The organism is Methylophilales bacterium MBRSF5 (genome assembly GCA_001044335.1).
Classification (GTDB): Bacteria; Pseudomonadota; Gammaproteobacteria; order Burkholderiales; family Methylophilaceae; genus BACL14.
On sequence record CP011001.1, the window covers coordinates 434,417 to 458,526 of the forward strand.

Annotated in this window: 23 protein-coding genes and 1 pseudogene; 22 read left to right on the plus strand and 2 right to left on the minus strand. The window is 36.0% G+C overall.

Going from position 1 to position 24,110, the window contains the following annotated elements; translation table 11 throughout:
• Positions 1-2: 2 nt before the first annotated feature.
• Positions 3-1,976, minus strand: coding sequence for an AMP-dependent synthetase (locus tag UZ34_02385; GenBank protein ID AKO64295.1), 1,974 nt, complete (start codon positions 1,974-1,976; stop codon positions 3-5).
• A 122-nt stretch (positions 1,977-2,098) separates the two neighbouring features.
• On the opposite strand from UZ34_02385, the gene UZ34_02390 reads away from it, so the two are divergent.
• Positions 2,099-3,802, plus strand: coding sequence for a histidine kinase (locus UZ34_02390; protein AKO64296.1), 1,704 nt, complete (start codon positions 2,099-2,101; stop codon positions 3,800-3,802).
• A 7-nt stretch (positions 3,803-3,809) separates the two neighbouring features.
• A complete protein-coding gene (locus UZ34_02395) occupies positions 3,810-4,448 on the plus strand; it encodes a LuxR family transcriptional regulator (GenBank protein AKO64297.1) in 639 nt (212 codons plus the stop codon).
• Here the strand turns inward: UZ34_02395 and UZ34_02400 are convergent.
• Positions 4,434-5,261 carry a membrane protein gene (locus UZ34_02400; GenBank protein AKO64298.1) on the minus strand — a complete coding sequence of 276 codons (828 nt, stop codon included), beginning with the start codon at positions 5,259-5,261 and terminating at the stop codon, positions 4,434-4,436. The genes UZ34_02395 and UZ34_02400 overlap by 15 nt on opposite strands.
• Before the next feature lie 241 nt (positions 5,262-5,502).
• Here UZ34_02400 and UZ34_02405 point away from each other — a divergent pair, with 241 nt between their 5' ends.
• From UZ34_02405 to UZ34_02500, 20 genes and pseudogenes are all read left to right on the plus strand, one after another.
• On the plus strand, positions 5,503-6,000 hold the full coding sequence (locus UZ34_02405; protein AKO64299.1) for a membrane protein: 498 nt from the start codon (positions 5,503-5,505) through the stop codon (positions 5,998-6,000).
• 57 nt (positions 6,001-6,057) lie between these two features.
• Positions 6,058-7,254, plus strand: a complete 1,197-nt coding sequence (locus UZ34_02410) for an acetylornithine aminotransferase (GenBank protein ID AKO64300.1) — start codon at positions 6,058-6,060, stop codon at positions 7,252-7,254.
• Entirely contained in the window at positions 7,251-8,165 is a 915-nt protein-coding gene (locus UZ34_02415; protein AKO64301.1) for an ornithine carbamoyltransferase, read from the plus strand. Before UZ34_02410 ends, UZ34_02415 begins: the two co-directional genes overlap by 4 nt.
• A 5-nt stretch (positions 8,166-8,170) precedes the next feature.
• Entirely contained in the window at positions 8,171-9,385 is a 1,215-nt protein-coding gene (locus UZ34_02420; protein ID AKO64302.1) for an argininosuccinate synthase, read from the plus strand.
• Positions 9,386-9,388: 3 nt separating this feature from the next.
• Positions 9,389-9,883, plus strand: coding sequence for a nucleotide-binding protein (locus tag UZ34_02425; GenBank protein ID AKO64303.1), 495 nt, complete (start codon positions 9,389-9,391; stop codon positions 9,881-9,883).
• Between the two features lie 3 nt (positions 9,884-9,886).
• Positions 9,887-11,293: an isopropylmalate isomerase gene (locus UZ34_02430; protein AKO64304.1), complete on the plus strand. Its 1,407-nt coding sequence runs from the start codon at positions 9,887-9,889 to the stop codon at positions 11,291-11,293.
• Complete coding sequence (locus tag UZ34_02435; GenBank protein AKO64305.1) at positions 11,286-11,918, plus strand: 3-isopropylmalate dehydratase; 633 nt, start codon at positions 11,286-11,288, stop codon at positions 11,916-11,918. The genes UZ34_02430 and UZ34_02435 overlap by 8 nt, the downstream gene beginning before the upstream one ends.
• Before the next feature lie 2 nt (positions 11,919-11,920).
• Entirely contained in the window at positions 11,921-12,976 is a 1,056-nt protein-coding gene (locus tag UZ34_02440; GenBank protein ID AKO64306.1) for a 3-isopropylmalate dehydrogenase, read from the plus strand.
• Positions 12,977-14,095 carry an aspartate-semialdehyde dehydrogenase gene (locus UZ34_02445; GenBank protein AKO64307.1) on the plus strand — a complete coding sequence of 373 codons (1,119 nt, stop codon included), beginning with the start codon at positions 12,977-12,979 and terminating at the stop codon, positions 14,093-14,095. It begins immediately after the preceding gene.
• Positions 14,092-15,543, plus strand: coding sequence for a hypothetical protein (locus UZ34_02450; protein AKO64308.1), 1,452 nt, complete (start codon positions 14,092-14,094; stop codon positions 15,541-15,543). Before UZ34_02445 ends, UZ34_02450 begins: the two co-directional genes overlap by 4 nt.
• 165 nt (positions 15,544-15,708) lie before the next feature.
• Positions 15,709-16,143, plus strand: coding sequence for a hypothetical protein (locus UZ34_02455; protein AKO64309.1), 435 nt, complete (start codon positions 15,709-15,711; stop codon positions 16,141-16,143).
• On the plus strand, positions 16,140-16,916 hold the full coding sequence (locus UZ34_02460) for a hypothetical protein (GenBank protein AKO64310.1): 777 nt from the start codon (positions 16,140-16,142) through the stop codon (positions 16,914-16,916). Before UZ34_02455 ends, UZ34_02460 begins: the two co-directional genes overlap by 4 nt.
• Positions 16,913-17,536 (plus strand): N-(5'-phosphoribosyl)anthranilate isomerase, encoded by a 624-nt coding sequence (locus UZ34_02465; protein ID AKO64311.1) that lies wholly within the window; start codon positions 16,913-16,915, stop codon positions 17,534-17,536. The genes UZ34_02460 and UZ34_02465 overlap by 4 nt, the downstream gene beginning before the upstream one ends.
• Entirely contained in the window at positions 17,529-18,731 is a 1,203-nt protein-coding gene (locus tag UZ34_02470) for a tryptophan synthase subunit alpha (protein AKO64312.1), read from the plus strand. The genes UZ34_02465 and UZ34_02470 overlap by 8 nt, the downstream gene beginning before the upstream one ends.
• Positions 18,732-18,735: 4 nt before the next feature.
• Entirely contained in the window at positions 18,736-19,527 is a 792-nt protein-coding gene (locus tag UZ34_02475) for a tryptophan synthase alpha chain (protein AKO64313.1), read from the plus strand.
• A complete protein-coding gene (locus UZ34_02480; protein ID AKO64314.1) occupies positions 19,528-20,379 on the plus strand; it encodes an acetyl-CoA carboxylase subunit beta in 852 nt (283 codons plus the stop codon).
• 3 nt (positions 20,380-20,382) lie between these two features.
• Positions 20,383-21,591, plus strand: coding sequence for a hypothetical protein (locus UZ34_02485; GenBank protein ID AKO64315.1), 1,209 nt, complete (start codon positions 20,383-20,385; stop codon positions 21,589-21,591).
• Complete coding sequence (locus UZ34_02490; protein AKO64316.1) at positions 21,581-22,039, plus strand: hypothetical protein; 459 nt, start codon at positions 21,581-21,583, stop codon at positions 22,037-22,039. Before UZ34_02485 ends, UZ34_02490 begins: the two co-directional genes overlap by 11 nt.
• Positions 22,036-22,392: pseudogene (locus UZ34_02495) on the plus strand (hypothetical protein). Before UZ34_02490 ends, UZ34_02495 begins: the two are co-directional and overlap by 4 nt.
• A gap of 158 nt (positions 22,393-22,550) precedes the next feature.
• Entirely contained in the window at positions 22,551-24,104 is a 1,554-nt protein-coding gene (locus UZ34_02500; GenBank protein AKO64317.1) for an amidophosphoribosyltransferase, read from the plus strand.
• Positions 24,105-24,110 lie beyond the last annotated feature (6 nt).

Below are 24,110 nucleotides of genomic sequence, written 5' to 3' on the forward strand. Positions count from 1 at the left end.
TTTTAAACTTTTTGCTTGAGTTGATCCAGGATTGCAGGATTTTCCAGAGTAGAAATATCTGCGGTGATTTCCTCATCTTTGGCAATTGATCGAAGTAACCTTCTCATGATTTTCCCAGATCTCGTTTTAGGTAAATTATCACCGAATCTAATCTCATCAGGTTTAGCAATAGGTCCAATTTCATTTCCTACCCATGCGCGTAATTCATTGACTATTTCTGTCGCTTTCTCGGCATTAGGTCGATCTGATTTTAAAACAACAAAGGCGATGATGGATTCCCCTTTGACGTCATGGGGTCTTCCAACAACAGCTGCCTCAGCGACCAAGTCATTGGCAACTAATGCAGATTCAATTTCCATTGTTCCTAGTCTATGACCTGAGACATTTAGTACATCATCAATTCTACCCATGATAGTAAAATAGCCTGATTCAGCATCTCTTACAGCACCATCACCAGCCAAATATAATTTTCCACCTAATTCACTGGGGAAGTAACTATTTTTAAATCGTTCTGGGTCACCCCATATTGTTCGGATCATAGATGGCCATGGTTTTTTTATTACCAGCAGTCCACCTTGCCCCCATTCTAGATTTTGACCAGTTTCGTCCACTACATCAATTGCAATTCCAGGAAAAGGGAGTGTGCAAGAGCCTGGAACTAGGGGAGTGCTACCAGGAAGGGGTGTGATGACATGCCCGCCAGTTTCAGTTTGCCAAAAGGTATCAGCAATTGGACATTTTGAATTGCCTACATTTTCGTAGTACCACATCCAAGCTTCAGGGTTAATAGGCTCCCCAACTGTTCCCAAAATTCTTAATGAACTTAAGTCAAATGATTTTGGATGAACAGCCTCATCACTTTCAGAGGCTTTTATCAATGCTCTTATGGCAGTTGGCGCTGTATAAAAGATAGTTGCTTTGTACTTTTGTACAATTTCCCAAAAACGACCAGCATTGGGGAAGGTAGGCACTCCTTCAAAGATAATTTGTGTTCCACCCAGTGCTAATGGACCATACGCCACATAAGTGTGACCGGTAATCCAACCCACGTCCGCGGTACACCAAAAGATGTCGTCATCCCTTAAATCAAAAGTCCATTTGGTGGTGTTGATTGCATGAAGCAGATATCCCCCTGATGAATGTTGAACTCCTTTTGGCTTTCCTGTTGATCCTGAGGTGTACAAAAGAAAGAGCGGATGCTCTGCATTTACCCACACTGGCTCACATTCTTCTTTTTGATTCTTACATAATGCATGCCAATCAATTTCATTTTCTTTTAGAGCTGCTTCTTTACCAGTTCGATTTAAAACAATAACTTTTTCAACCGAATCACAACCACCTAGAAGAATGGCATCATCAACAGCGGTTTTTAGTGGGAGCTCTTTACCCCCTCTATTTTGATAGTCGGCTGTGATGATAAGTTTTGCTCCAGCATCAATAACTCTCTCTTGAATACTTTTTGCAGAGAATCCACCAAAAACAACAGAGTGTGTTAAACCAATTCGTGCACAAGCCTGCATGGCCACAACAGCTTCAATACCCATGGGGAGGTAAATGATGACACGGTCGCCTAAATTTAAGTTAAGGGTTTTTAAGCCGTTCGCGAACTGACATACTTTTTCATATAGCTCTTGGTAAGTAATTTCAGTTGTTTGGCCATCATCTGATTCAAAGATAATTGCTACTTTATCTTTTTTGTTTGGAAGGTGTCGATCGATACAATTATAAGAAACGTTCAATTCACCATCATCAAACCATTTATAAAATGGTGCGTCATCTTCGTTAAGAATTTTGGTAAATGGTTTTTTCCAATCTATTAAATCTTTTGCCAGATCACCCCAATAACCCTCATAGTCCGCTTCTGCCGCATCACACAGTTGTTGATATTCTTCTAGATTTTTAACATATGCATTTTCACTTAATGTTTTTGGCGGGTTAAAGACCCTATTTTCATGCATCACTGATTCAATCGCCATTCAAACCTCCCTTTTTGAATTTCGTTAGATTAAGTGTGTTGATGTGAATTATAAAATTAAATTACAGTCATTGTTATGAACTATAATACAAGTGTTTTTTTGATTTCCCAAATTTTATTTCTATGAGCTTAAGAGTAAGATTAAATCTATTAATTGCATTAATTATGATCCTTTTTTTAATCGGATTATCAATTACCCTCATGAAATCCTCAAAAAAAGCGATTGAGGAAGGCGTGGAATCATCTCATAGAGTGACTTTGCAATTATTAGATACATTTATCACTAGCTCTGTACAAAATCCAGAGTGGGGATATACGCATCAGGTGATTCAACCTTTCCTTGTTGAATTGGGGCATGTTCGCAGCAACATCATCTCGCTCTATGATTTAAATAACCATTTACTGTATCAATCTCCAGAGTCGACCTACCGTCAAGAAATTACTCCTCCTTTATGGTTTAAAAATTATATGACTCCACCACAAGAATTAAATGCAAAAATTATTAAATACGGAAGGTTGATTGTGGAATCTGCCCCTGAAGGTGCAATCAGGGAGGCTTGGTATCACACAAGAAGTTTTATGTATATTTCATTGATTGTGTTTCTATTAATGAACATATTTGTTTACATGTTGTTGGGAAGATGGCTATCCTCAATCAATCCATTGTTAAAGGGGATAGAGGATTTTGGTCAAGGCAATTTAAAAACAAGGTTGCCAAAATTTGATGTTCCAGATTTTCAAAAAATCGCCACAAATTTCAACAAGATGGGTCAGTCTTTGGAAAAATTTTTAAATGAAAATAAAATATTAGCGCTGATATCTCAACAAACAGCAGATGCCATAATGATCTTGGATGCAGATCAAAAAATTAATTTTTGGAATCATTCTGCTGAGAACATGTTTGGTTTCAAAAAAAAAGAAGTACTGGGTAAATCAGTTAAATTGATTGTTCCAAAAAATAAATTGGGCGAACTTAAGTCTAATCTATCTTATACACACAAGAATAAAAAGATTCAAAATCTCGAAACAAGACGTGTTACCAAATCTAAGAAAATTATAGACGTCTCTATTTCAATTTCACCTTTCTATGATCCCGATAAAAAAGAAGTGATTGGCGATATTGTTAGCATGAGAGACATATCTGAAAAATTAAAAGCAGAAAGATCAAAGAAAGCTTTAGATCAGAATAGAAAATTGACTGGGATTATTCGGGAAAAAATTGAGGACGAAAGAAGAAGCCTGGCCCGAGAACTTCACGACGAACTCGGTCAGTATGTTTCTGCCATAAAAATTTTCACGCAAAATATTAAAAATCAAGCCAAAGGAAATGATTTGATAGCAACAAGTGCCGAGTCTGTAACATCAGCTGCTAATCAAATATATGATGGCATGCATAATATCATTCGTAAATTAAGACCTGGCTCATTAGACAATCTTGGATTGGTTGAAACAATCAATGATTTAGTTGGAGTTTGGCAAAAGCAATACCCTTCAATGAAAATAACTTTCAAACACAATAAAGTTGAGAATTTATCTGAGGAGATCAGTATCAATATTTATAGAATCATTCAAGAGGGCATGAACAATTGCTTAAAACATGCAGATGCTTCTGAAGTTCATATTGACCTAATAGCTGACAAAAGGTATTTAAAAATTTCTTTTAGAGATAATGGTAAGGGGTTTGATACAAAAATTCTGAAATCTTCAAAGCAATTTGGCATTGCTGGGATGAGAGAAAGAATTCAAGGCTTAAATGGAAAATTTGAGTTACAATCGAACGAAAAAGGAACCATTATCACTGGATTAATTCCAATAAAAAAGAAATAGGAATCCTATGTCAAATTTAAATGTGCTTTTAGTCGATGATCATTCAGTAGTTAGGATGGGTTTTAAAATGCTTATCGATAGTGAAAAAGATATGCAGGTAATTGCCGAAGCCGAAACAGGTGAAGATGGCATCATAAAATTTCAAGAAATTAAACCAGATGTGATAGTGATGGACATCACTATGCCAGGCATTGGAGGCCTTGAAGCAATTGAGAGAATAATTGCAAAAGACAAAAATACAAAAATACTGGTTCTATCTGCTCATGAAGATTCCGTCCATCCAAAGAGAGTTTTAAGTGCAGGCGCAATCGGTTATTTGACAAAAAGGAGTGCTGCAGAAGAGTTGATTAATGCAATCAGAACTGTAGGAAGCGGGAAAAAATACATCGAATCTTCCGTTGCTCAACAGTTGGCGATTACCCAATTATCTGGAGAAAATGATCCTACTGAAGTGTTATCGGATCGTGAGTTTGAAGTGTTCATATCGCTGGCTAAAGGCAAAAGTACTAACGAGATTGCGGATACTATGTGTTTAAGTCCGCGTACTGTTGGAACCCATCTCTACAACATCAAACAAAAATTAAATGCGAACAACTCAGCAGAAATAGCTCTTATTGCAATTCGGTGTGGATTACTTGAGCCTTAACTTAGTTTTGTTGATAAATATTCCAGCTAAAAAAATCAGCAAGATTCCCATTAAAGTAAGCCAATCGAGACTTTCCTGAAATATCCATACTCCCCATCCCACTGAAAAGATTACCGTCATATAAGAGTAAGCGGCATTGTTTAATGTTTTTCCTTCACGATAGGCTCTTGTAACAGCTAATTGGGCAATAGTCGCACTAACCCCTAAGAGCAATAGATAAATCAAATTAATGTCAAAAGAGATCGGACTGATATCCTCTTTTAACATCAAACCGAAAGATAAGATCGATGATACCAGGGTGAAAAAATAAACTGTTCTTAAATCTGGCTCTTTTAGTTGACCTAATTTTGCCACCATAATATAAGCAATTGCTGCACCAAATCCTGATAGAACACCCATCAAGCCCGCGAACCAATTATAATTCAGAACAGGTTTGAGAATTAATACAATTCCTAAAAAACCAATTAATAAGAGAAATAGCTTAGAGCTGTTAAATTTTTGTTTCATTAAAAATGGAATCAAAAGTCCTAAAAAAATTGGGGATGTGTAATTAAGAGTCATTGATGTGCTAAGGGGGAGTTTTGTGATGGCGTAAAAAAATAACAAAAGGCTAATGAATCCAATAAACGATCTTAAGAAATGAAACCATGCGTATTTCGTTTTAATCGTAATGCTATTTTTTTTCATCAATACAATGATAATTATTAGACTCACAAACGATCGATAAAAAACCAATTCATATTCATTAAATGAAGAGGAGTTTAATTTCACGCATAAACCCATTACACTGAATGAAAATGTCGCTAATAACATCCATCGAAAACTTTTATATTTTGAAGGTAATTTTTTCACAGTTTGTAATGAAATCTTTTCAATCTTGACAATGTTGGTAAATAATATAGTCTATTCTTAAAATTTGGAGGAAAATTTTTATGAAAAATCCATTAGATTCAATTCTCGGAACCATTGTCGCAGGCGTTATACTTACTTTTGTATTTGTATATCTCTTGAAAAACTTTTTTTAATTTACATTACTAAATATTAGGAGATTATTATGGAATATGATTATTTCACCGCGATTGTAAGATTTCTGCATGTTATTGTGGGGGTTGCCTGGATAGGCCTACTTTATTATTTTAACTTTGTTCAAGTTCCAGCTTTGAAAAATGCAAATGCTGATGGAACAGCGGCTGGTATTACTAAACATGTTGCCCCTTTGGCGCTTCTTTGGTTTCGTTGGGCTGCATTAGCTACATGGATTGCAGGTGCCGCACTCTTAGGTGCCAACTTTGTTCCTGCTTTCACATTGAGTGGAGGTTATGAGGCTATTGGATTAGGATCATGGTTGGGTACTATTATGTTATTCAATGTTTGGGTTCTTATCTGGCCAAATCAACAAAAAATTCTTGGTTTAAAATCAGCGAGTGATGCTGAAAAAACTGCTGCCAGAAGAATTGCTTTTTTAGCATCTCGAACTAACACTATGTTATCTATTCCGATGTTATTCTTAATGACAAACGGACTATCACATAAAGGCTTAATTGGTTTATAATCTTCCTTTAACAACTTTGTAAAAACCGGCGGCGTTAGCCGCCGTTTTTTATTCTAGATGGAATCAAAATATTCAATTTTAAAAACTTACGGAAGACTTCCTATTTCTTTTGAAAAAGGTGAGGGTGTCTGGCTGTTTGATAAAGAAGGAAATAAATACCTTGATGCCTTAGCAGGCGTTGCTGTAAATACGCTAGGCCATGTTCATCCGCATTTCACATCAGGACTAAAAGACCAACTCGATCAATTCATTCACTTATCTAATTATGTCAATATAGGTGAACAAGAAAAACTAGCGGAAAGACTGGCCTCAATCACGGGTATGAGCGCAGTATTTTTCTCCAATTCTGGTTGTGAGGCGAATGAAGCTGCTATCAAGTTTGCAAGACTATTTGCCAATTCAAAAAAGATTACAGATCCACAAATTATTGTGATGGAGAATTCTTTCCATGGCAGAACCATGGCAACTTTATCTGCCACTGGAAGCAGAAAAGTTCAGGCTGGCTTTGAGCCACTTTTAAAAGGTTTTATCCGAGTCCCTTTTGATGATTTAGATTCTATAAAAAAAATTGCAGATCAAAATAAAAATGTTGTTGCTGTCCTAGTTGAGCCTATTCAGGGTGAGGGAGGGATAAAGCTCCCAAAAAATCTTTCATCTTATCTAAATGATTTAAGAAAAATTTGCGATCAAAATGAATGGCTTCTTATGCTGGATGAAGTTCAGACCGGCGTAGGTCGAACTGGACGTTTGTATGCTTTTCAGTATTCAGATATTAAGCCTGATGTTCTAACTAGCGCAAAAGGTCTTGGTTCAGGGGTTCCTATTGGCGCTACTTTAGTGAATGAAAAAATAACAAACATCATTAAACCAGGACAGCACGGCTCAACATTTGGCGGAAATCCCTTAGCATGTCGTGCAGGTAATTTAACTCTCGATGTTTTGGATCAAGAAAAGCTCTATTTAAATGCAACAATTCAAGGATCAAAAATTGCTCATGCTGTGAGAGAGCAAACAAAATCTTTAGATTTTGTAATTGACGTCAGGCAGCAAGGCTTAATGATTGGCATTGAGCTTGGTCATGATTGTCCAGAACTGATGACACTTGCTTTAGAATATAATCTATTGATCAGCGTGACATCTGGAAATGTCATAAGAATTGTTCCCCCTTTAGTTATCAATGATGATGAGTCAGAATTTTTGGTATCAAATTTAATATTGATGCTAAAGGATTATTTGAAAGAAAATAAAGTATGACGATTAAACACTTTTTACAATTTAATGACCTTACAAAAGACGAAATATATTACTTATTCGATCGAGCAAAATGGTTAAAAAAACAATTTAAAGAGTACCAAAAACACTGGCCGCTTGAAGATAGAACTCTGGTAATGATTTTTGAAAAAGCTAGCACTAGGACAAGGTTATCTTTTGAGTCAGGCATGCATCAACTCGGCGGTGCCGCTATTTACTTAAACACAAAAGATTCTCAACTAGGAAGGGGAGAGCCTGTTGAGGATGCAGCTCAAGTTATTTCCAGAATGAGTGATGTCGTCATGATTAGGACTTTTGAGCAGGAAATTATTGAAAGGTTTGCTCAGAACTCTAGGGTTCCTGTGATCAATGGTCTGACGAACGAGTATCATCCTTGTCAAATTTTGGCGGATATATTTACTTTTATCGAGCATAGAGGCTCAGTTGAGGGAAAAACAGTCGCCTGGATTGGGGATTCTAATAATGTTTGCAATACCTGGTTACAAGCTGCAGAGTTATTAGATTTTAATATGCATGTTTCAACTCCAAAAGGATATGAGGTTGAGGTTGAGAGAGCAGGCTTATACGATGATTCTCATTTTGAACAATTTGAAAATCCTATGGATGCAGCTAAAGATGCTCATCTTGTGACTACAGATGTATGGACGAGTATGGGGTACGAGTCAGAGCAGTCAGAAAGAAAATCAGTTTTTGCAGATTGGCAAGTTGATCAAGAAATGATGGATGTCTCAGCGAAAGATTCTTTATTCATGCATTGTTTGCCGGCGCATAGAGGAGAGGAGGTTACATCTGATGTTATTGATGGACCTAAGTCTGTGGTTTGGGATGAGGCAGAAAATCGTTTGCATGTTCAAAAAGCTTTACTAGAATATCTTCTTATTGGGAAAGTTTAATTTTTATGAAATCAATTAAAAAAGTTGTTTTGGCATATTCAGGTGGATTAGATACCTCTGTAATTTTAAAATGGCTACAAGAAAAATATGATTGTGAAGTGGTTACTTTTACGGCTGATATTGGTCAGGGTGAAGAAATTGAGCCAGCCAGAGAAAAAGCCAAACAAGCTGGAATTAAAGAAATTTATATTGAAAATCTTGAGGAAGATTTTGCAAAAAACTATATTTTACCAATGTTTAGAGCCAATGCGATTTATGAGGGTGAGTATTTACTTGGAACATCAATAGCTCGTCCTCTGATTGCAAAAAGACTAATTGAAATAGCTGCTGAAACAGGTGCTGATGCAATAGCTCATGGAGCTACCGGCAAGGGTAATGATCAGGTTAGATTTGAATTGAATGCCTATGCATTAAATCCTGATATTAAAGTGATCGCTCCATGGAGAGAGTGGGAACTCTTAAGTCGTGAAAAATTATTAAATTTTGCTGAAAAACATGGCATTCCTGTAGAAATGAAGCATAAAAATGGAGGAAGTCCGTATAGCATGGATGCTAACCTTCTTCACATTTCCTATGAAGGTAGACATCTAGAAAATCCTAGCAACCCACCAGAAGACTCGATGTGGAGATGGACTAAGTCGCCTGAAGCGGCAAATGATGAACCAGAATCATTATCAATTTCTTTTGAGAATGGAGATCCTGTAGCTATCAATAATGAAACCATGAAATCTCATGAAGTGTTTCATTATCTAAATCAGGTCGGCTCAAGAAATGGAATTGGTCGGCTAGATTTAGTTGAAAACAGATTTGTTGGTATGAAATCCAGAGGATGTTATGAAACTCCTGGTGGGACCATTCTATTAAAAGCTCATCGAGCCATTGAATCCATTACACTTGATCGTGAAGTGGCTCACTTAAAAGACGAATTAATGCCGAGGTATGCGAAGTTAATATATAACGGATTTTGGTTTGCTCCAGAAAGAGAGGCATTACAGACCCTGATTGATCATACGCAAAAAAATGTTACCGGTGAGGTTAATTTAGTTTGCTACAAGGGATCTGTTCAGGTCGTTGGACGAAGTAGTCCTCACAGTCTATTTGACGAAAATATTGCCACATTTGAAGACGATGGAGGATCCTACAATCAATATGATGCGGAAGGGTTTATTAAGCTGAACGCATTAAGACTTAAAACTTTAGGTAGAAATAAGAAGGATTAAATTATGCCCAGTTTCGATATAAGCTCTTCCGCAGATAAGGTCAATTTAGCAAATGCGGTTGATGTTGTTAGAAGACAAATACAAAATCGTTATGATTTTAAAGGCACATCTGCAAGTATTGAATTTAACGAGAAGGATTTAATTATCACTTTATTTGGTGATAATGATTTTCAGGTTAATCAAATTAAAGATATTTTATTTCCATCACTCGAAAAAAAAGAACCTGACTCAACTAAAAGATTGATGGATAAAAATCTTGAGAGTATTTCTGGAAACAATGTGAAACTTGATATAGAAGTGTCGGATGGAATTGATCAAGAACTTGGTAAAAAAATTATCAAATTATTAAAGGATAGTAAATTAAAGGTCCAGGCCTCAATCCAAGGCGATACGGTTAGAGTCACTGGAACAAAGAGAGATATTCTGCAGGAGTCGATTGCGTTGGTAAAAGCAAATGTGTCTGACTACCCTCTAAATTTTGGTAATTTTAGGGATTAGTTTATGGCAAAGACTCTATATGAAAAAATTTTTGATAAACATGTTGTTCTAGCTCAGGAAGATACCTGTCTCATATATATTGATCGTCATTTAATTCATGAGGTGACTAGCCCACAAGCATTCGAGGGTTTAAAAATCCATGATCGCCCATTGTGGCGTAAGGAATCTATCGTGGCTGTTCCTGATCACAATGTGCCAACAACGGACAGGGATAAGGGAATCCAGGACCCTATTTCAAAAATCCAAGTGGAGACTCTCGACCAGAACTGTAAAGATCATAACTTGCTTCAGTTTGATATGTCCGATGTGAGACAGGGTATTGTTCATGTGATTGGACCTGAGCAAGGTTTGACTCTTCCTGGTATGACGATCGTTTGCGGTGATTCTCATACAAGCACTCATGGAGCTTTTGGAGCCTTAGCAATGGGCATTGGCACCTCGGAAGTTGAGCATGTTATGGCCACACAATGCTTAATTCAAAAAAAGCTTAAAACAATGAAAATTGACGTACAGGGTAAAACTCATCCTCTTGTTTCAGCAAAAGATATTGCTTTATTTGTTATCGGGCAAATTGGAACTGCTGGCGGCACCGGTTATGCTATTGAATTTTGTGGAGATGCCATTCAGCAGTTATCGATGGAAGGAAGAATGACGCTGTGCAATATGGCAATTGAAGCCGGGGCTCGTTCGGGTATGGTTGCTGTTGATGATACTACAATTAACTATTTAAAAAATAAGCCATTTGCTCCAAAAAATGGAATGTGGGATCTGGCAGAAAAAGAATGGAGAACTCTTCACTCTGATTCAGATGCAGTTTTTGACAAAGTAGTTGAAATTGATGCGACCATGATAGAACCTCAGGTGAGCTGGGGAACATCTCCTGAAATGGTGAAGGGAATTTCTGAATCTATTCCTAAAAAAAGCAATTTAACATCCGACAAGCACCTTGATTTCCAAAGGGCTCTTGAATACATGGGTCTCAATGAAAATACTCCAATCAATGAGATATCTGTGGATAAAGTGTTTATTGGTTCATGCACAAACTCAAGAATAGAGGATTTAAGAGAGGCAGCGCGGTATTTGAAAGGCAAAAAAATTAATCCGAGTATTAAGTTAGCAATGGCTGTTCCTGGGTCAGGTATTGTGAAAAAACAAGCGGAGTCCGAAGGGTTAGATAAAATTTTTATGGAATCAGGTTTTCAATGGAGAGATCCAGGTTGCTCAATGTGTCTTGCAATGAATGCAGACCGTCTCGAAAGTGGTGAGAGATGCGCGTCAACGTCAAATCGTAACTTTGAAGGAAGGCAGGGGCAGGGTGGAAGAACCCATTTAGTCAGTCCTGCAATGGCTGCAGCAGCAGCAGTTCATGGCCATTTTGTTGATATAAGAAACGAGGAAATCAGTGGATAAGTTTAAACATATCATTAGTAAAGTTATCCCTCTTGATCGATCTAATGTTGATACTGACGCGATCATTCCCAAGCAATTTTTAAAGTCAATCAAAAGAACTGGTTTCGGACCAAATTTATTTGATGAATGGCGATACCTAGATCATGGTGAGCCTGGTATGGATAATTCGAAAAGATCGATCAATCCTGATTTTGTTTTAAATAAACCACAATTTAAAGACAGTAAGATTCTATTGGTTAGAGAAAATTTTGGGTGCGGGTCTAGCAGAGAGCATGCGCCTTGGGCACTATTAGATTTTGGTATTAAGGTCATTATCGCAGAAAGTTTTGCTGATATTTTTTACAACAACTGTTTTAAAAATGGTATTTTGCCAATCACTTTGCAAAAGGATGAAATTGAAGAGTTATTTTCTGAAACCGCGACCAAAACTCTTGAAATTGAAGTTAATTTAGAAAAACAATTTGTTAAATCTTCAAAATCATATTCTTTTGAAATCGATGAATTCAAAAAGAGCTCATTGTTGAATGGCTTAGATGAGATTGGATTAACTCTTGAGAATAAAAGTGTAATAGCAAATTTTGAGAAAAGTTATTTTTCAAATTATCCGTGGCTTAAACAGGAATAAAAATGAACATATTAACCCTACCCGGTGATGGTATCGGTCCAGAAATAACAAAACAAGCTGTAAAGATAATTAAGGCATTGTCTCCTAATTTTAATATTGATGAGGCACCCATAGGAGGCGCTGGTTATGATGCTGATGGGGATCCATTACCACAAACTACCCTCCAAAAAGCTAAAGACGCAGATGCTATTCTGATGGGTTCAGTCGGAGATTGGAAGTACGATCAATTACCAAGAGAGTTGAGGCCAGAGAGGGGATTATTGCGAATAAGGTCGGAGCTTAATTTATTCGCCAATTTAAGACCTGCCATGCTGTTTGATCAGTTAGTGGATGCGTCTTCACTTAAACCTAATATTGTTTCTGGCTTAGATATCTTAATAGTACGTGAATTAACTGGGGACATTTATTTTGGCCAGCCAAGGGGAATTCATAACCTTAAAAACGGAGAACGTGAGGGTATTAATACCATGCGTTATTCTGAGAGTGAGATCCGCAGGATAGGAAATATTGCTTTTCAGCTTGCTCAATTAAGAAATAAAAAATTATGTTCTGTAGACAAAGCCAATGTACTTGAGACAACAGAGCTTTGGCGAGAAGTGATGGTAGATTTATCAGCAAATTATCCAGATGTATCTTTGTCACATATGTATGTGGATAACGCGGCAATGCAATTAGTCAGGGCACCAAAACAATTTGACGTAATGGTTACAGGAAATATTTTTGGAGATATTTTATCTGATGAGGCATCCATGCTGACAGGTTCTATTGGCATGCTTCCTTCTGCATCCTTAGATATTAATAACAAAGGCTTATATGAGCCAAGTCATGGTTCGGCTCCAGATATAGCTGGTCAAGACATTGCAAACCCAATTGCCACGATTTTATCAGCAGCTATGATGTATAAATACACTTTTAAACAGCCTAATGAAGCCATTAGGATCGAAGAGGCGGTTGAAAAAACACTTCAACAAGGTTATCGAACTGCTGACATAATGGATGACAACTCTACAAAAATTGGATGCGAAGAGATGGGTGACCGTATTTTAGGAAATTTATAAATGAATAAGTTAAAAGTTGGTTTTGTTGGCTGGAGAGGCATGGTTGGATCAGTTCTAATGCAACGAATGCTCGAGGAAAATGATTTTAAAAATTACACCTCTTTTTTCTTTTCAACTTCACAGGCTGGCGAAAAATGTCCTTTTGATTTTGCAGAATCAGAATATCTTATTGATGCTAATAATCTTGAGGAGCTATCGAATATGGATGTCATCCTCACATGTCAAGGTAGTCAATTTACGATAGATGTATACGACAAGTTAAAAAATCAAAACTGGGACGGACACTGGATCGATGCAGCATCACATCTTAGAATGGAAAAAAATGCAGTTATTGTGCTTGATCCAATTAACTCAGATTTGATCGACAAATCTCACTCAGATGGTGCCAAGACATGGGTTGGTGGAAATTGTACCGTTTCGCTTATGCTGCTTGCCATTCATGGATTAATTAAAGAAAACTTAGTTGAATGGGTCTCATCCATGACCTATCAGGCAGCGAGTGGTGCTGGGGCAAATAACATGAGAGAGCTCTTGTCTCAAATGGGTTATTTATTTAACTCAGTCTCTGATATGTTAGAGAATCGACAAGGATCAATTCTTGATATAGATCATAAAATAACTAGTGCAATGTTAGATAAAAATATGCCCATAAATAATTTTGGGGTACCTCTTGCCGGTAGTGTAATTCCATGGATTGACTCAGATCTTAAAAATGGTAGTAGCAAGGAGGAGTGGAAAGGACAAAATGAGACCTTGAAAATTCTGGAATCACAATACGCACCAGTCAAGGTTGATGGATTATGTGTTCGAATTGGTACCATGAGATGTCATAGCCAAGCGTTAACGATCAAAATGAAGGAAAATTTATCAATTGAGCAGATTAATGAAAAAATTTCTGCAGGAAACCAGTGGGTAAAATTAATTACTAATGAACGAGATGCGACCATAAATCAGTTATCTCCAACCAATGCATCTGGTAAGTTAGATATTTTAGTAGGTCGGATAAAAAAACTTAACCTTGATAGCAATATGATCTCTCTATTTACCATAGGGGATCAATTATTATGGGGTGCGGCTGAACCATTAAGACGAATCTTGAGTATAATATCCAACAAATGATCAGATTAATTAAATTATTTCTTTTTGCTACTGCATTCACATTTATTTTTTCAGCTCAAGCGTTGCAGCTAGGAAAAATATCGATCAACTCGAAACAAGAACAACCTCTGAATGCTGATATTGAGGTCATTCTAACTAAGGCTGACGATGTGACTGAGTTAGTGCCGAGCATTGCCTCAAAAGAAGACTTTGAATCCCAGGGTATTGAAAGACTTCCTGTCCATGCCAACATTGATGCTAATTTTGTAAAAAACTCTGAGGGTAAGATTTACTTAAAATTAAAAAGTGATAAGCCGGTTAAAGACCCTTTCCTAGATTTGTTAATCCAGATTGATTCACCTAAGGGTAGAAATTATCGTGAATACACAGTGCTGCTTGATCCACCAGACCCGATGGACAAGATGATTAACGAAACCCTTGAAAAAGACTCTGTAAAGAAAGATAACAATAAACTTCCTGCAAAAGATTTGGCTGAAGGAAAAAAACGTGAAATTGATTCATATAAAAACGTAGAAGAAAAAATTGACTTAACTGAAGACCAAAAAGAAGAGGTGGTAGAAGAAAAACAAGAGACTGCTAAAAAAGAGGATGTTAAGGAATCAGTTGTGAACTCCAAAGAAGAGGACCTTGATGATCAAGAAATTGATGAGCTAAAAACAGTCAAATCTGTACCAGGAAAAACTTTGTACCAAATTGGTCGTGAAAATAGTCTATCAGGAATTACATTAGAGCAAATGGTCGTAGGCATATATCAAAATAATAGAAAGGCATTTGCTGAAGGAAACATTAACGGATTAAATAAAAATCAAGTTTTAACAATCCCAAACAAATCTTATTTTTCTGATTTAAGTCATTTAGAGGCAAGAAAAATTTTAAAATCTCAAAATGATGAATGGAAGAAATTAACACAACCAAAAGCTAAGGAAAACAAGTCTACTAAGAAAGTAGAGAATAATATTGAAAAAGAAAAAATTGAGAATCTAGAACAGAAGCTTGCTGAAGCAGAACAGAAATTAAAAAAACTGAGCCAGGCTCAAGTTGACAGTATAGAACCTGAGCAGCAAAAAACCATAGATAAACAAACTATGGATGAAATTTCGAAACAAAATGAAGTAATCGATATCGAGGGAAGTGATTTTGAAATTGAAGAAATTGTTCTTGATGATGTTAAGGAAAGTGATGAAGATGTATTCACCTCTTCAATTTCGGCAGATTCCGATATCAATGAAACTGTCCTAATTGAAGACGAAGCTAATCAAAATGACAATCTGATGATAGTTTTAGTGTTACTCTTTCTTGTGGTTGTTGTGGCGGGAGCTATCTTCTTTATATCTTCAAAGAGAAGAGCTGAAAGGACTATTTTTTCATCTGGAATAAATGATAATTCTCAAAATAATCAATCTGATATTATAGATAATTTATCTCGTGAGGATAAAAACTCATTTTAATTAGTGATTGAGCTTCTCAAATTATTAGCTACCCTGACATCTCTCAAGTTCATATATTACTTATCAATAGCTTTTAATTTCTACCTCCTCCTTTTTCTAATATTGGTTTGTTTTTTCATTAAATACAATCCATTCGTTTTTTTCTTAAAAATAAAATATTTCCTTGTGAGTATTTTTATTATCTACCCTCTTTCAATCCCTGGGGAAATAGCAGCTCAGTTTTATAATTTTTCGGTTACTTATGATGGATTTTATGCAGGATTAAAACAGTCATTGCTCTTAATGAACATCTTTTTACTTGCAAAAATTTATTTAGTAAAAACCCAAGAAATTGAGGTGGTCAATTCAATCATGTACTTTGTATACCCATTTAAATATTTGGGTTTGAATGTTAACAAACTGTATAAGATAATAATCTTAACTTTTAGTTATTTCAGAATATTTTCTCGTAAAAAATTTAATTACAGAAGTCCTGTAAAATCATTTGGGGCTTTTTTATTTTCTCAAGAAAATCTGAAAATTAAGATAGATACATTTGAACTGAATCATTTTGGTTATTTATTTGTTTTTTGTTACTTTTTAGTTTTATTTATCGCATGAGAATTGCAGCCATTGTCGAATACCTAGGAACAAATTACGCTGGATTTCAAATTCAGCCCAATCTAAACACCATACAATTGTGTATTCAAAAAGCTTTATCAAAGATTGCTAACCATGATGTCAAGATTGAAGCGTCAGGCAGAACGGACGCCGGTGTTCATGCACTTGGACAAGTATTTCATTTTGATACAGAATCACAAAGGTCTTTAAACTCATGGAAAAAGGGGGCTAATTCTTTTTTGCCTCAAGATATTTCTATCAAATGGGTCTCGGAAGTTGATAAGAATTTTCATGCACGGTTTAACGTCATGGAGAGAGAGTATCAGTACTTACTTCATTACAATGATTCACCTTCAGCCATTTGGCATCAAAAGGCAGGCCATTATGGCTATGAAATAAACTTTAAACTTCTGGATAAAGTATTAAAAGAATTTATTGGAAAACATGACTTTACTAGTTTTCGATCAAGCGAGTGTCAATCAAAAAAGCCTATCAGAATTATGCATGGTGCCAGCTACCAAAAAAAAGAAAATTTTATCCTCTTTAAATTTACAGCTGATGGATTCCTTCATCACCAGATTAGAAATATGATGAGCGTTATTTTAGATGTCGTTTCAGGAAAAAAGCCATTGGATTATGTACAATATCTATTTGAGGTTAAGGATAGAACGAAGGCATCGAATACATTTTCACCAAATGGTCTTTACCTTGCCAACATTAAGTATGAAAAGAAATTCAAGATAGTTGATTTAAAAAATACAGTCATTATATGAATAACGTAAAAGTAAAAATATGTGGTATTACCAATTGCAGTGATGCAATAAATGCTAGTAATGCAGGCGCTGATGCAATTGGTTATGTGTTTTATAATGACAGTCCAAGATTTTGCTCGATCGATCAGGCAATCCAAATTAACCGGACACTTCCCCCTTTCATTACAAAAGTTGGATTGTTTGTGAATCCTGAAGCCGAATTTGTTCGTTCAGCAATTAGTGAAAATGTTATAGACATCATTCAATTTCACGGATCTGAAACCCCTGAGTTTTGTTCTTCATTTCAGTTTCCTTTTATTAAAGTTATTTCTGTCAAAAAAGATACAAATATTGAAAAAATATGTGACGATTTTGTTGACGCATCAGCAATTCTGCTTGATACTTTTGATACAGATCACTTTGGCGGTACAGGTAAGTCTTTTGATTGGTCCCTAATTCCAAGAAATTTAAAAAAACCAATTATAATTGCAGGGGGACTGAAGCCTAACAATGTATCAACACTCATAAAAGAATACCTACCCTACGCGGTTGATGTAAGTGGTGGGGTGGAAAGTGAAACGAAAGGTAAAAAAAGCGAAGAGCTTATGAAACAATTTATTAAGGTTGTGAAAAATGGATAATTATAATTTCCCTGATCAAAATGGTCACTTTGGCCCCTATGGTGGAACGTTCGTAGCTGAAACATTAATTGAGGCACTTGATGAACTCAAAGAAATGTATAACCAATTCAAGGACGACAAAGAGTTCTTAAATGAATTTCATCACGACTTAAAACATTTTGTTGGCAGACCGAGCCCAATTTATTTTGCTGAGAGATTAACTCATAAAATAGGTGGGGCAAAAATTTATTTCAAAAGAGAAGACCTCAACCATACAGGTGCTCACAAGGTGAACAATACAGTAGGACAGGCTTTGTTAGCAAAAAAAATGGGTAAACCCAGGGTTATTGCTGAAACTGGAGCAGGTCAACATGGCGTGGCTACAGCGACTATAGCTGCTCGTCTTGGACTTGAGTGTGTGGTGTATATGGGCGCTGAAGATGTTAAAAGACAAAGCCCGAATGTCTATAGAATGAAATTATTGGGAGCTAAAGTGGTACCTGTCGAGAGTGGATCGAAAACTCTAAAAGATGCGCTTAATGAAGCACTTAGAGACTGGGTAACAAATGTTAGCAATACTTTTTATATCATAGGTACAGTGGCTGGCCCTCATCCATATCCAATGATGGTCAGGGACTTCAATTCTGTTGTTGGCAAAGAGGCTATTGGACAAATGGATGACTTGGAGGGTAAACAGCCTGACGCAGTTATTGCATGCGTCGGTGGTGGTTCAAATGCGATGGGTATTTTTTATCCATATATTCCATATAAAGAAACTAGATTGATTGGTGTTGAGGCAGCAGGACATGGTATTGATACAGGTAAACATGCAGCTCCATTAACTGCAAATAGTCCGGTAGGAGTCCTTCACGGAAACAGAACTTACATGATGCAAAATGAAGAGGGGCAAATTATAGAGACACATTCTGTTTCAGCAGGTTTAGATTACCCGGGTGTTGGTCCAGAACACTCGTGGCTTAAAGATACTGGCAGAGCTGAGTATGTGGCCGTGAATGATGATGAGGCTCTTGCAGCCTTCCACAATCTATGTAAAACAGAGGGTATTATCCCTGCTCTCGAGACAAGCCATGCTATAGCTTATGCAGAAAAACTGGCAAAGGAACTCCCTAAAGACAAAACAATTTTGGTAAATCTTTCTGGAAGAGGGGATAAAGACATTAATACAATAGCTAATATTGCCGGTATAAAAATTTAAAATCATGAGTAGAATTACAAAAACATTTTCATTATTAAAATCTAATAATAAAAAAGCATTAATCCCTTTTATCACTGCTGGTGATCCATCTGTTGAAATGACAAAAAAAATTCTTCATCAACTGGTAGATTCAGGCGCGGACATGATTGAGCTAGGCATCCCATTTTCGGATCCAATGGCAGATGGACCTGTGATTCAAAGGGCAAGCGAAAGGGCGCTGGCAAACAATGTTGGAATAAGAAAAACATTTGAAATAGCAAAAGAATTTAGAAGCTCCGACCCAGACACTCCGCTTATCTTGATGGGATATGCCAACCCTATTGAGGCAATTGGTTTAGATGAGTTTTTAAGATTATGCAAAGAGGCTGATATAGATGGAATTATTACAGTCGATTACCCACATGAAGAGTCAAATGAATATGTCACTAAACTTAGAGAAAATGACATTGATGCCATTTTTTTATTAGCACCCACGACTGAAAAAGAAAGAATTAAACAAATCATCAAACAAGCTTCTGGTTTTTTATATTATGTTTCATTGAAGGGTGTCACTGGAGCTCAAAACATTGATATTGACCAAGTGAAACACCGTGTTGCTGAAATTAAGTCATTAGCGGATTTGCCAGTGGGTGTCGGTTTCGGAGTAAGGGATCCAGAAACAGCAAAAGCCGTTGCCAGCTTTTCTGACGCCATTGTCATTGGTAGCAGAATTATTCAAGAGATTGAAAAATCTAATCAAGATAATATGCTGGAAAATATTTCAAAGATTATTAAATCTATTCGCGAGGCCATTTAAATGAGTTGGTTAAAGAACGTCATTCCTCCTAAAATTAAAAGAATTGTTGGTTCTCAAAAAAAGAGAGTTCCTGATGGAGTGTGGCATAAATGCAGTTCATGCCAAACTACACTTTATAATAGTGACTTAGAAAAAAATCTTTATGTGTGTCCAAAATGTGATCACCATCATAGACTCCCTGCTAGAGAGAGATTAAAGCTGCTATTTGATTCCATAGGTCAGCGCGAAATTTTTACAGATATTTTACCTAAAGACCCTCTTGGATTTGTCGACTCAAAACCCTATGATGAAAAACTTAAGGAGGCACAGGACAAACACAAAACTGCAGATGCATTAATCGTAATTAATGGAAAAATTGAGTCTTTGAATATAACAGCTGCTGCATTTGAATTTTCCTTTATGGGCGGATCAATGGGGTCTGTCGTTGGTGAGAAATTTGTGCGAGCTATTGATTATGCCATTGAGAATAAAACACCATTTCTTTGTTTCTCCGCCAGCGGAGGCGCAAGGATGCAGGAGGGTCTTTTTTCCCTAATGCAAATGGCTAAAACAAGCGCTGCATTAACTAAGTTAAGTAAAGAGAAAATACCTTTCATTTCAATCTTAACTGACCCAACTATGGGTGGAGTGTCTGCAAGTTTTGCTATGCTTGGCGACATTATTATTGCTGAGCCTAATGCCTTAATTGGTTTTGCTGGCCCACGAGTTATCGAACAAACTGTTAGAGAAAAATTACCGACTGGATTTCAAAGAGCAGAATTTTTGCTAGAACATGGCGCAATTGATTTTATTGTTGATCGAAGAGAAATGCGAAAATCACTTGTTAATATAATCTCTAAACTACATAAATAATTCTTGAAGGAAAAATTAAATCTCCTTCTCAAAAGTCTGGAAACTCGGCATAGCAATCCAATTGATTTGTCATTAAACAGAGTTCAGGAATTCAAACAAAAACTCACTCTAAACCCAAATTTTAAAATCATTACTGTTGCTGGAACAAATGGAAAAGGCAGCGTGTGCTTTTATATTAACCAAATTTTAAAACATAGTAATTATAAAATTGGTCTATATACCTCACCTCATTTTTTTGACTTTAACGAAAGAATTATAATTAATAGTGAAAAGTGTTCCGAATCTGAAATTCTTCAATCTATGGAATATATTTTAGGTTTTGATGATAGTGATTCACTTACTTTTTTTGAGATTACCACATTAGCAGCTATATTAATATTTGATAATCACAATATTGATATCGCTATATTGGAAGTGGGCTTAGGCGGTAGACTTGATGCTGTGAATGCTTTTGAACCTGATATTTCTGTGATCACATCAATAGGATTGGATCATACTGAATATTTAGGGGATACATTGGAGAAGATAGCAGTTGAAAAATCAGGTGTAATGAGGGCAACTAAACCTTGTGTCATAGGGGATGAAAATTGTATTGATATTTTAAAAAACCAAGCATCAGAAATTAATTCAATTCCTTATTTTTTTAATAAAGACTTCGATAGCAACATTATCCCATTTGATAAAAGCCAATTAACTTATGTCCAACAAAAGAATCTTTCGTGTGCAATTTTCTCCCTCCATCAGCTTGGATTAACTGAGTTTACTTCTAATTTAAAAGAGGAATTGTTGCAGCAGGATTTTTTTGGACGGTTTTATAGAATTTCTACAAAACCTGAAGTTATAATCGATGTGGCACATAACCTTGATAGCGTAAAAAATTTAGTTCACTCCCTCTTAAAACTCGGTAATAAAAAAACTTACTTTGTATTTTCAGCTTTAAAAGATAAAGATATCTCATCAATTATTAAATTATTTGAAAAATTTACTTATGATTCCGAATGGCTAGTCTCAGAGCTTAGTAGTCCAAGAGCACAAAAATTATCTTTTATTGAACAACATCTTGAGAAGAATAATTATACTTTTGATTCTGCAGATTCTATTAAAAAAGCTTATGAGTTAGCATTAAATAAGGCTTTAAATGATGATAGAATAGTTGTGTTCGGAAGTTTTTGTGTAATCAGTGAGATTTTTGAGGGTAATTATGCCGAGTAATGAAGATCCTTTCTCAGAAGCGATTCAGCTTAAAAAAGCAAAAAAAAGATTATTGGGTGCATTAATAATATTGGTAGGTTTACTTATCTTCTCTTATTTTTTTCTTGAAGACCGCTCATCAACTAACAGCCAAAACATAAAAATTTCATTTATCGATGAAGGCGGTAGTTCCATTAATAATGATGTTGATCAATCATCAGAAAATCTTGAAGTGGATAATTTTTTTATTCAAATTGGTATTTTTTCAGATAAAGAAAACACTTCTAAACTCTTATCATCTATACAGTCCTTAGGTATTGATTGCACACTTGAGGCTGTTGTGCTTGATGGCAAAAAAAAGTATCGGGTTAAAACTGGGATTTTCGAGTCTTATGGTGAAGCAGAAAGTGCTCTTGAAATTTTAAAGACTAATAAATTTAGCGGGATTATAAAAAAATATAATTCATGAGCCCATTTGATTATTTCATCTTAACGTTATTAATCGTTTCCTCGGTTTATGGCGTGTACCGTGGATTAATTAAAGAAGTCTTATCACTTACTGGTTTAGTTTTGTCTTTCTACTTGGCATCTAACTTTGATAACTTATTAGCGAGTATCGTTCCAATAGAAAATAAGTCTGATTTCTTAATTATTTCGGCTTTTATTTTGATATTTGTTTCTACTTTAATATTAACTTCAATTTTAATAAAGTTAATTAGTAAAATCTTAAAACTTGCGGGTCTTTCTATTGTGAATAGGTTTTTTGGTTTTGTCTTTGGTATTGCAAGAGGTTTAGTGATAGTTTTAGTTATCCTTTATTTGAATCAACTTATTCCTTTTATAAATTTAATAGACCCCGCAGAGTCCTTACTCATTCCCCTTTTAGATCCTATATTTTCATTTGTTTTGGAGTATTTACCAAATTATCAGTCTACCCATGTAGAATATAACTATGCAATCGTAACGGAGGAGCTCATCTAATGTGTGGAGTCATTGGAATTGTTTCTAATAACCCTGTCAATCAGATGCTATATGATGGACTTTTAGTATTGCAGCATAGAGGTCAAGATGCCGCCGGAATTGTTACCACAGACGGCAATAGATTTTACATGCATAAAAATAATGGCCTCGTAAAAGACGTATTTCAAACCCGGCATATGAGAAATTTGATTGGAAATGCGGGAATAGCTCATGCTAGGTATCCGACGGCTGGATCTTCTTCGGCAGCTGAAGCTCAACCATTCTATGTAAACTCACCTTACGGCATTGTACTTGGTCATAATGGTAATTTAACTAACTCTAGCAAGCTAAAACAAGATATGTTTAAACAAGATTTAAGACATATCAATACCAACTCTGATTCTGAGGTTCTCATAAACGTATTGGCTCATGAGCTTGTTGATTCATCTAAAAAAAGCGTGCTTACAACGGATATGATATTTGATGCTGTTACCTCTCTATATAGCAGATGTAGTGGTGCTTTTGCGGTTGTATCCATGATTGCTAACTTTGGTTTACTTGCCTTTAGAGATCCCCATGGAATTAGACCTTTGGTTGTGGGTAAAAGAGAAATGGGTGATGGTCCAGAATACATTGTTGCTTCAGAGAGTGTGGCTTTAGATGTATTAGGTTTTGAGTTATTGAGAGACGTAGAACCGGGAGAGGCAATATTTATTGATCTTAATGGAAATTTTTATTCAAAAAAATGTGTGAGTGATAAGAAAGTTAGCCCTTGTATCTTTGAGTATGTATATCTGGCAAGACCTGATTCGGTAATCGATGGGGTTTCTGTTTATCAAACTCGTCTAAATATGGGGGAAACATTAGCAGAAAAAATTAAATCTGTACTAAAAGATGAAAAGATTGATGTAGTGATTCCTATTCCAGACACCAGTAGACCTACAGCTTTGCAAGTTGCGCAAAAGTTAAAAACAGATTTTAAAGAGGGGTTTGTTAAGAATAGATACATAGGTCGTACATTTATCATGCCCGGTCAGGAAACAAGAAAAAAATCAGTCAGACAAAAATTAAATCCAATTACAATTGAATTCAAAGGGAAAAGTGTGCTGCTGATCGATGATTCAATCGTCAGAGGAACCACATCAAAAGAAATTGTTGAAATGGCTCGTGACGCAGGTGCAAAGAAAGTTTTTCTGGCCTCCGCTGCGCCACCAGTAAAATTTCCAAATGTGTATGGGATTGACATGCCATCTCGCAATGAACTGATTGCTTTTGATAAATCAGAGGCTGAGATCTGTGAGGAAATTGGTGCCGATGGTGTGATATATCAGGAGTTAGATGCCCTAAAAAAGAATGTGACCAAAGAAAATAAACAATTGACTGAGTTTGATGCATCTTGTTTTGATGGTCGTTACGTCACGGATGACATTGATGAAAATTATCTTAATTTGATTGAGTCAGTAAGGGCAGATTCATCAGCCAGCTTTAAACCAAAAAACTCAATTACCCAACTTGATTTAAATTTAATCACTAATCAAGATAGTGATGACGTCGACGAGGTTCTTGAGCTTTAGTTGACC

Excerpts from the sequence above, each read along its gene's own strand:
- UZ34_02385 (AKO64295.1), bottom strand. The coding sequence starts at position 1,976 with ATGGCGATTGAATCAGTGATGCATGAAAATAGGGTCTTTAACCCGCCA.
- UZ34_02390 (AKO64296.1), top strand. The coding sequence starts at position 2,099 with ATGAGCTTAAGAGTAAGATTAAATCTATTAATTGCATTAATTATGATC.
- UZ34_02395 (AKO64297.1), top strand. The coding sequence starts at position 3,810 with ATGTCAAATTTAAATGTGCTTTTAGTCGATGATCATTCAGTAGTTAGG.
- UZ34_02400 (AKO64298.1), bottom strand. The coding sequence starts at position 5,261 with ATGTTATTAGCGACATTTTCATTCAGTGTAATGGGTTTATGCGTGAAA.
- UZ34_02405 (AKO64299.1), top strand. The coding sequence starts at position 5,503 with ATGGAATATGATTATTTCACCGCGATTGTAAGATTTCTGCATGTTATT.
- UZ34_02410 (AKO64300.1), top strand. The coding sequence starts at position 6,058 with ATGGAATCAAAATATTCAATTTTAAAAACTTACGGAAGACTTCCTATT.
- UZ34_02415 (AKO64301.1), top strand. The coding sequence starts at position 7,251 with ATGACGATTAAACACTTTTTACAATTTAATGACCTTACAAAAGACGAA.
- UZ34_02420 (AKO64302.1), top strand. The coding sequence starts at position 8,171 with ATGAAATCAATTAAAAAAGTTGTTTTGGCATATTCAGGTGGATTAGAT.
- UZ34_02425 (AKO64303.1), top strand. The coding sequence starts at position 9,389 with ATGCCCAGTTTCGATATAAGCTCTTCCGCAGATAAGGTCAATTTAGCA.
- UZ34_02430 (AKO64304.1), top strand. The coding sequence starts at position 9,887 with ATGGCAAAGACTCTATATGAAAAAATTTTTGATAAACATGTTGTTCTA.
- UZ34_02440 (AKO64306.1), top strand. The coding sequence starts at position 11,921 with ATGAACATATTAACCCTACCCGGTGATGGTATCGGTCCAGAAATAACA.
- UZ34_02445 (AKO64307.1), top strand. The coding sequence starts at position 12,977 with ATGAATAAGTTAAAAGTTGGTTTTGTTGGCTGGAGAGGCATGGTTGGA.
- UZ34_02450 (AKO64308.1), top strand. The coding sequence starts at position 14,092 with ATGATCAGATTAATTAAATTATTTCTTTTTGCTACTGCATTCACATTT.
- UZ34_02460 (AKO64310.1), top strand. The coding sequence starts at position 16,140 with ATGAGAATTGCAGCCATTGTCGAATACCTAGGAACAAATTACGCTGGA.
- UZ34_02465 (AKO64311.1), top strand. The coding sequence starts at position 16,913 with ATGAATAACGTAAAAGTAAAAATATGTGGTATTACCAATTGCAGTGAT.
- UZ34_02470 (AKO64312.1), top strand. The coding sequence starts at position 17,529 with ATGGATAATTATAATTTCCCTGATCAAAATGGTCACTTTGGCCCCTAT.
- UZ34_02475 (AKO64313.1), top strand. The coding sequence starts at position 18,736 with ATGAGTAGAATTACAAAAACATTTTCATTATTAAAATCTAATAATAAA.
- UZ34_02480 (AKO64314.1), top strand. The coding sequence starts at position 19,528 with ATGAGTTGGTTAAAGAACGTCATTCCTCCTAAAATTAAAAGAATTGTT.
- UZ34_02490 (AKO64316.1), top strand. The coding sequence starts at position 21,581 with ATGCCGAGTAATGAAGATCCTTTCTCAGAAGCGATTCAGCTTAAAAAA.
- UZ34_02500 (AKO64317.1), top strand. The coding sequence starts at position 22,551 with ATGTGTGGAGTCATTGGAATTGTTTCTAATAACCCTGTCAATCAGATG.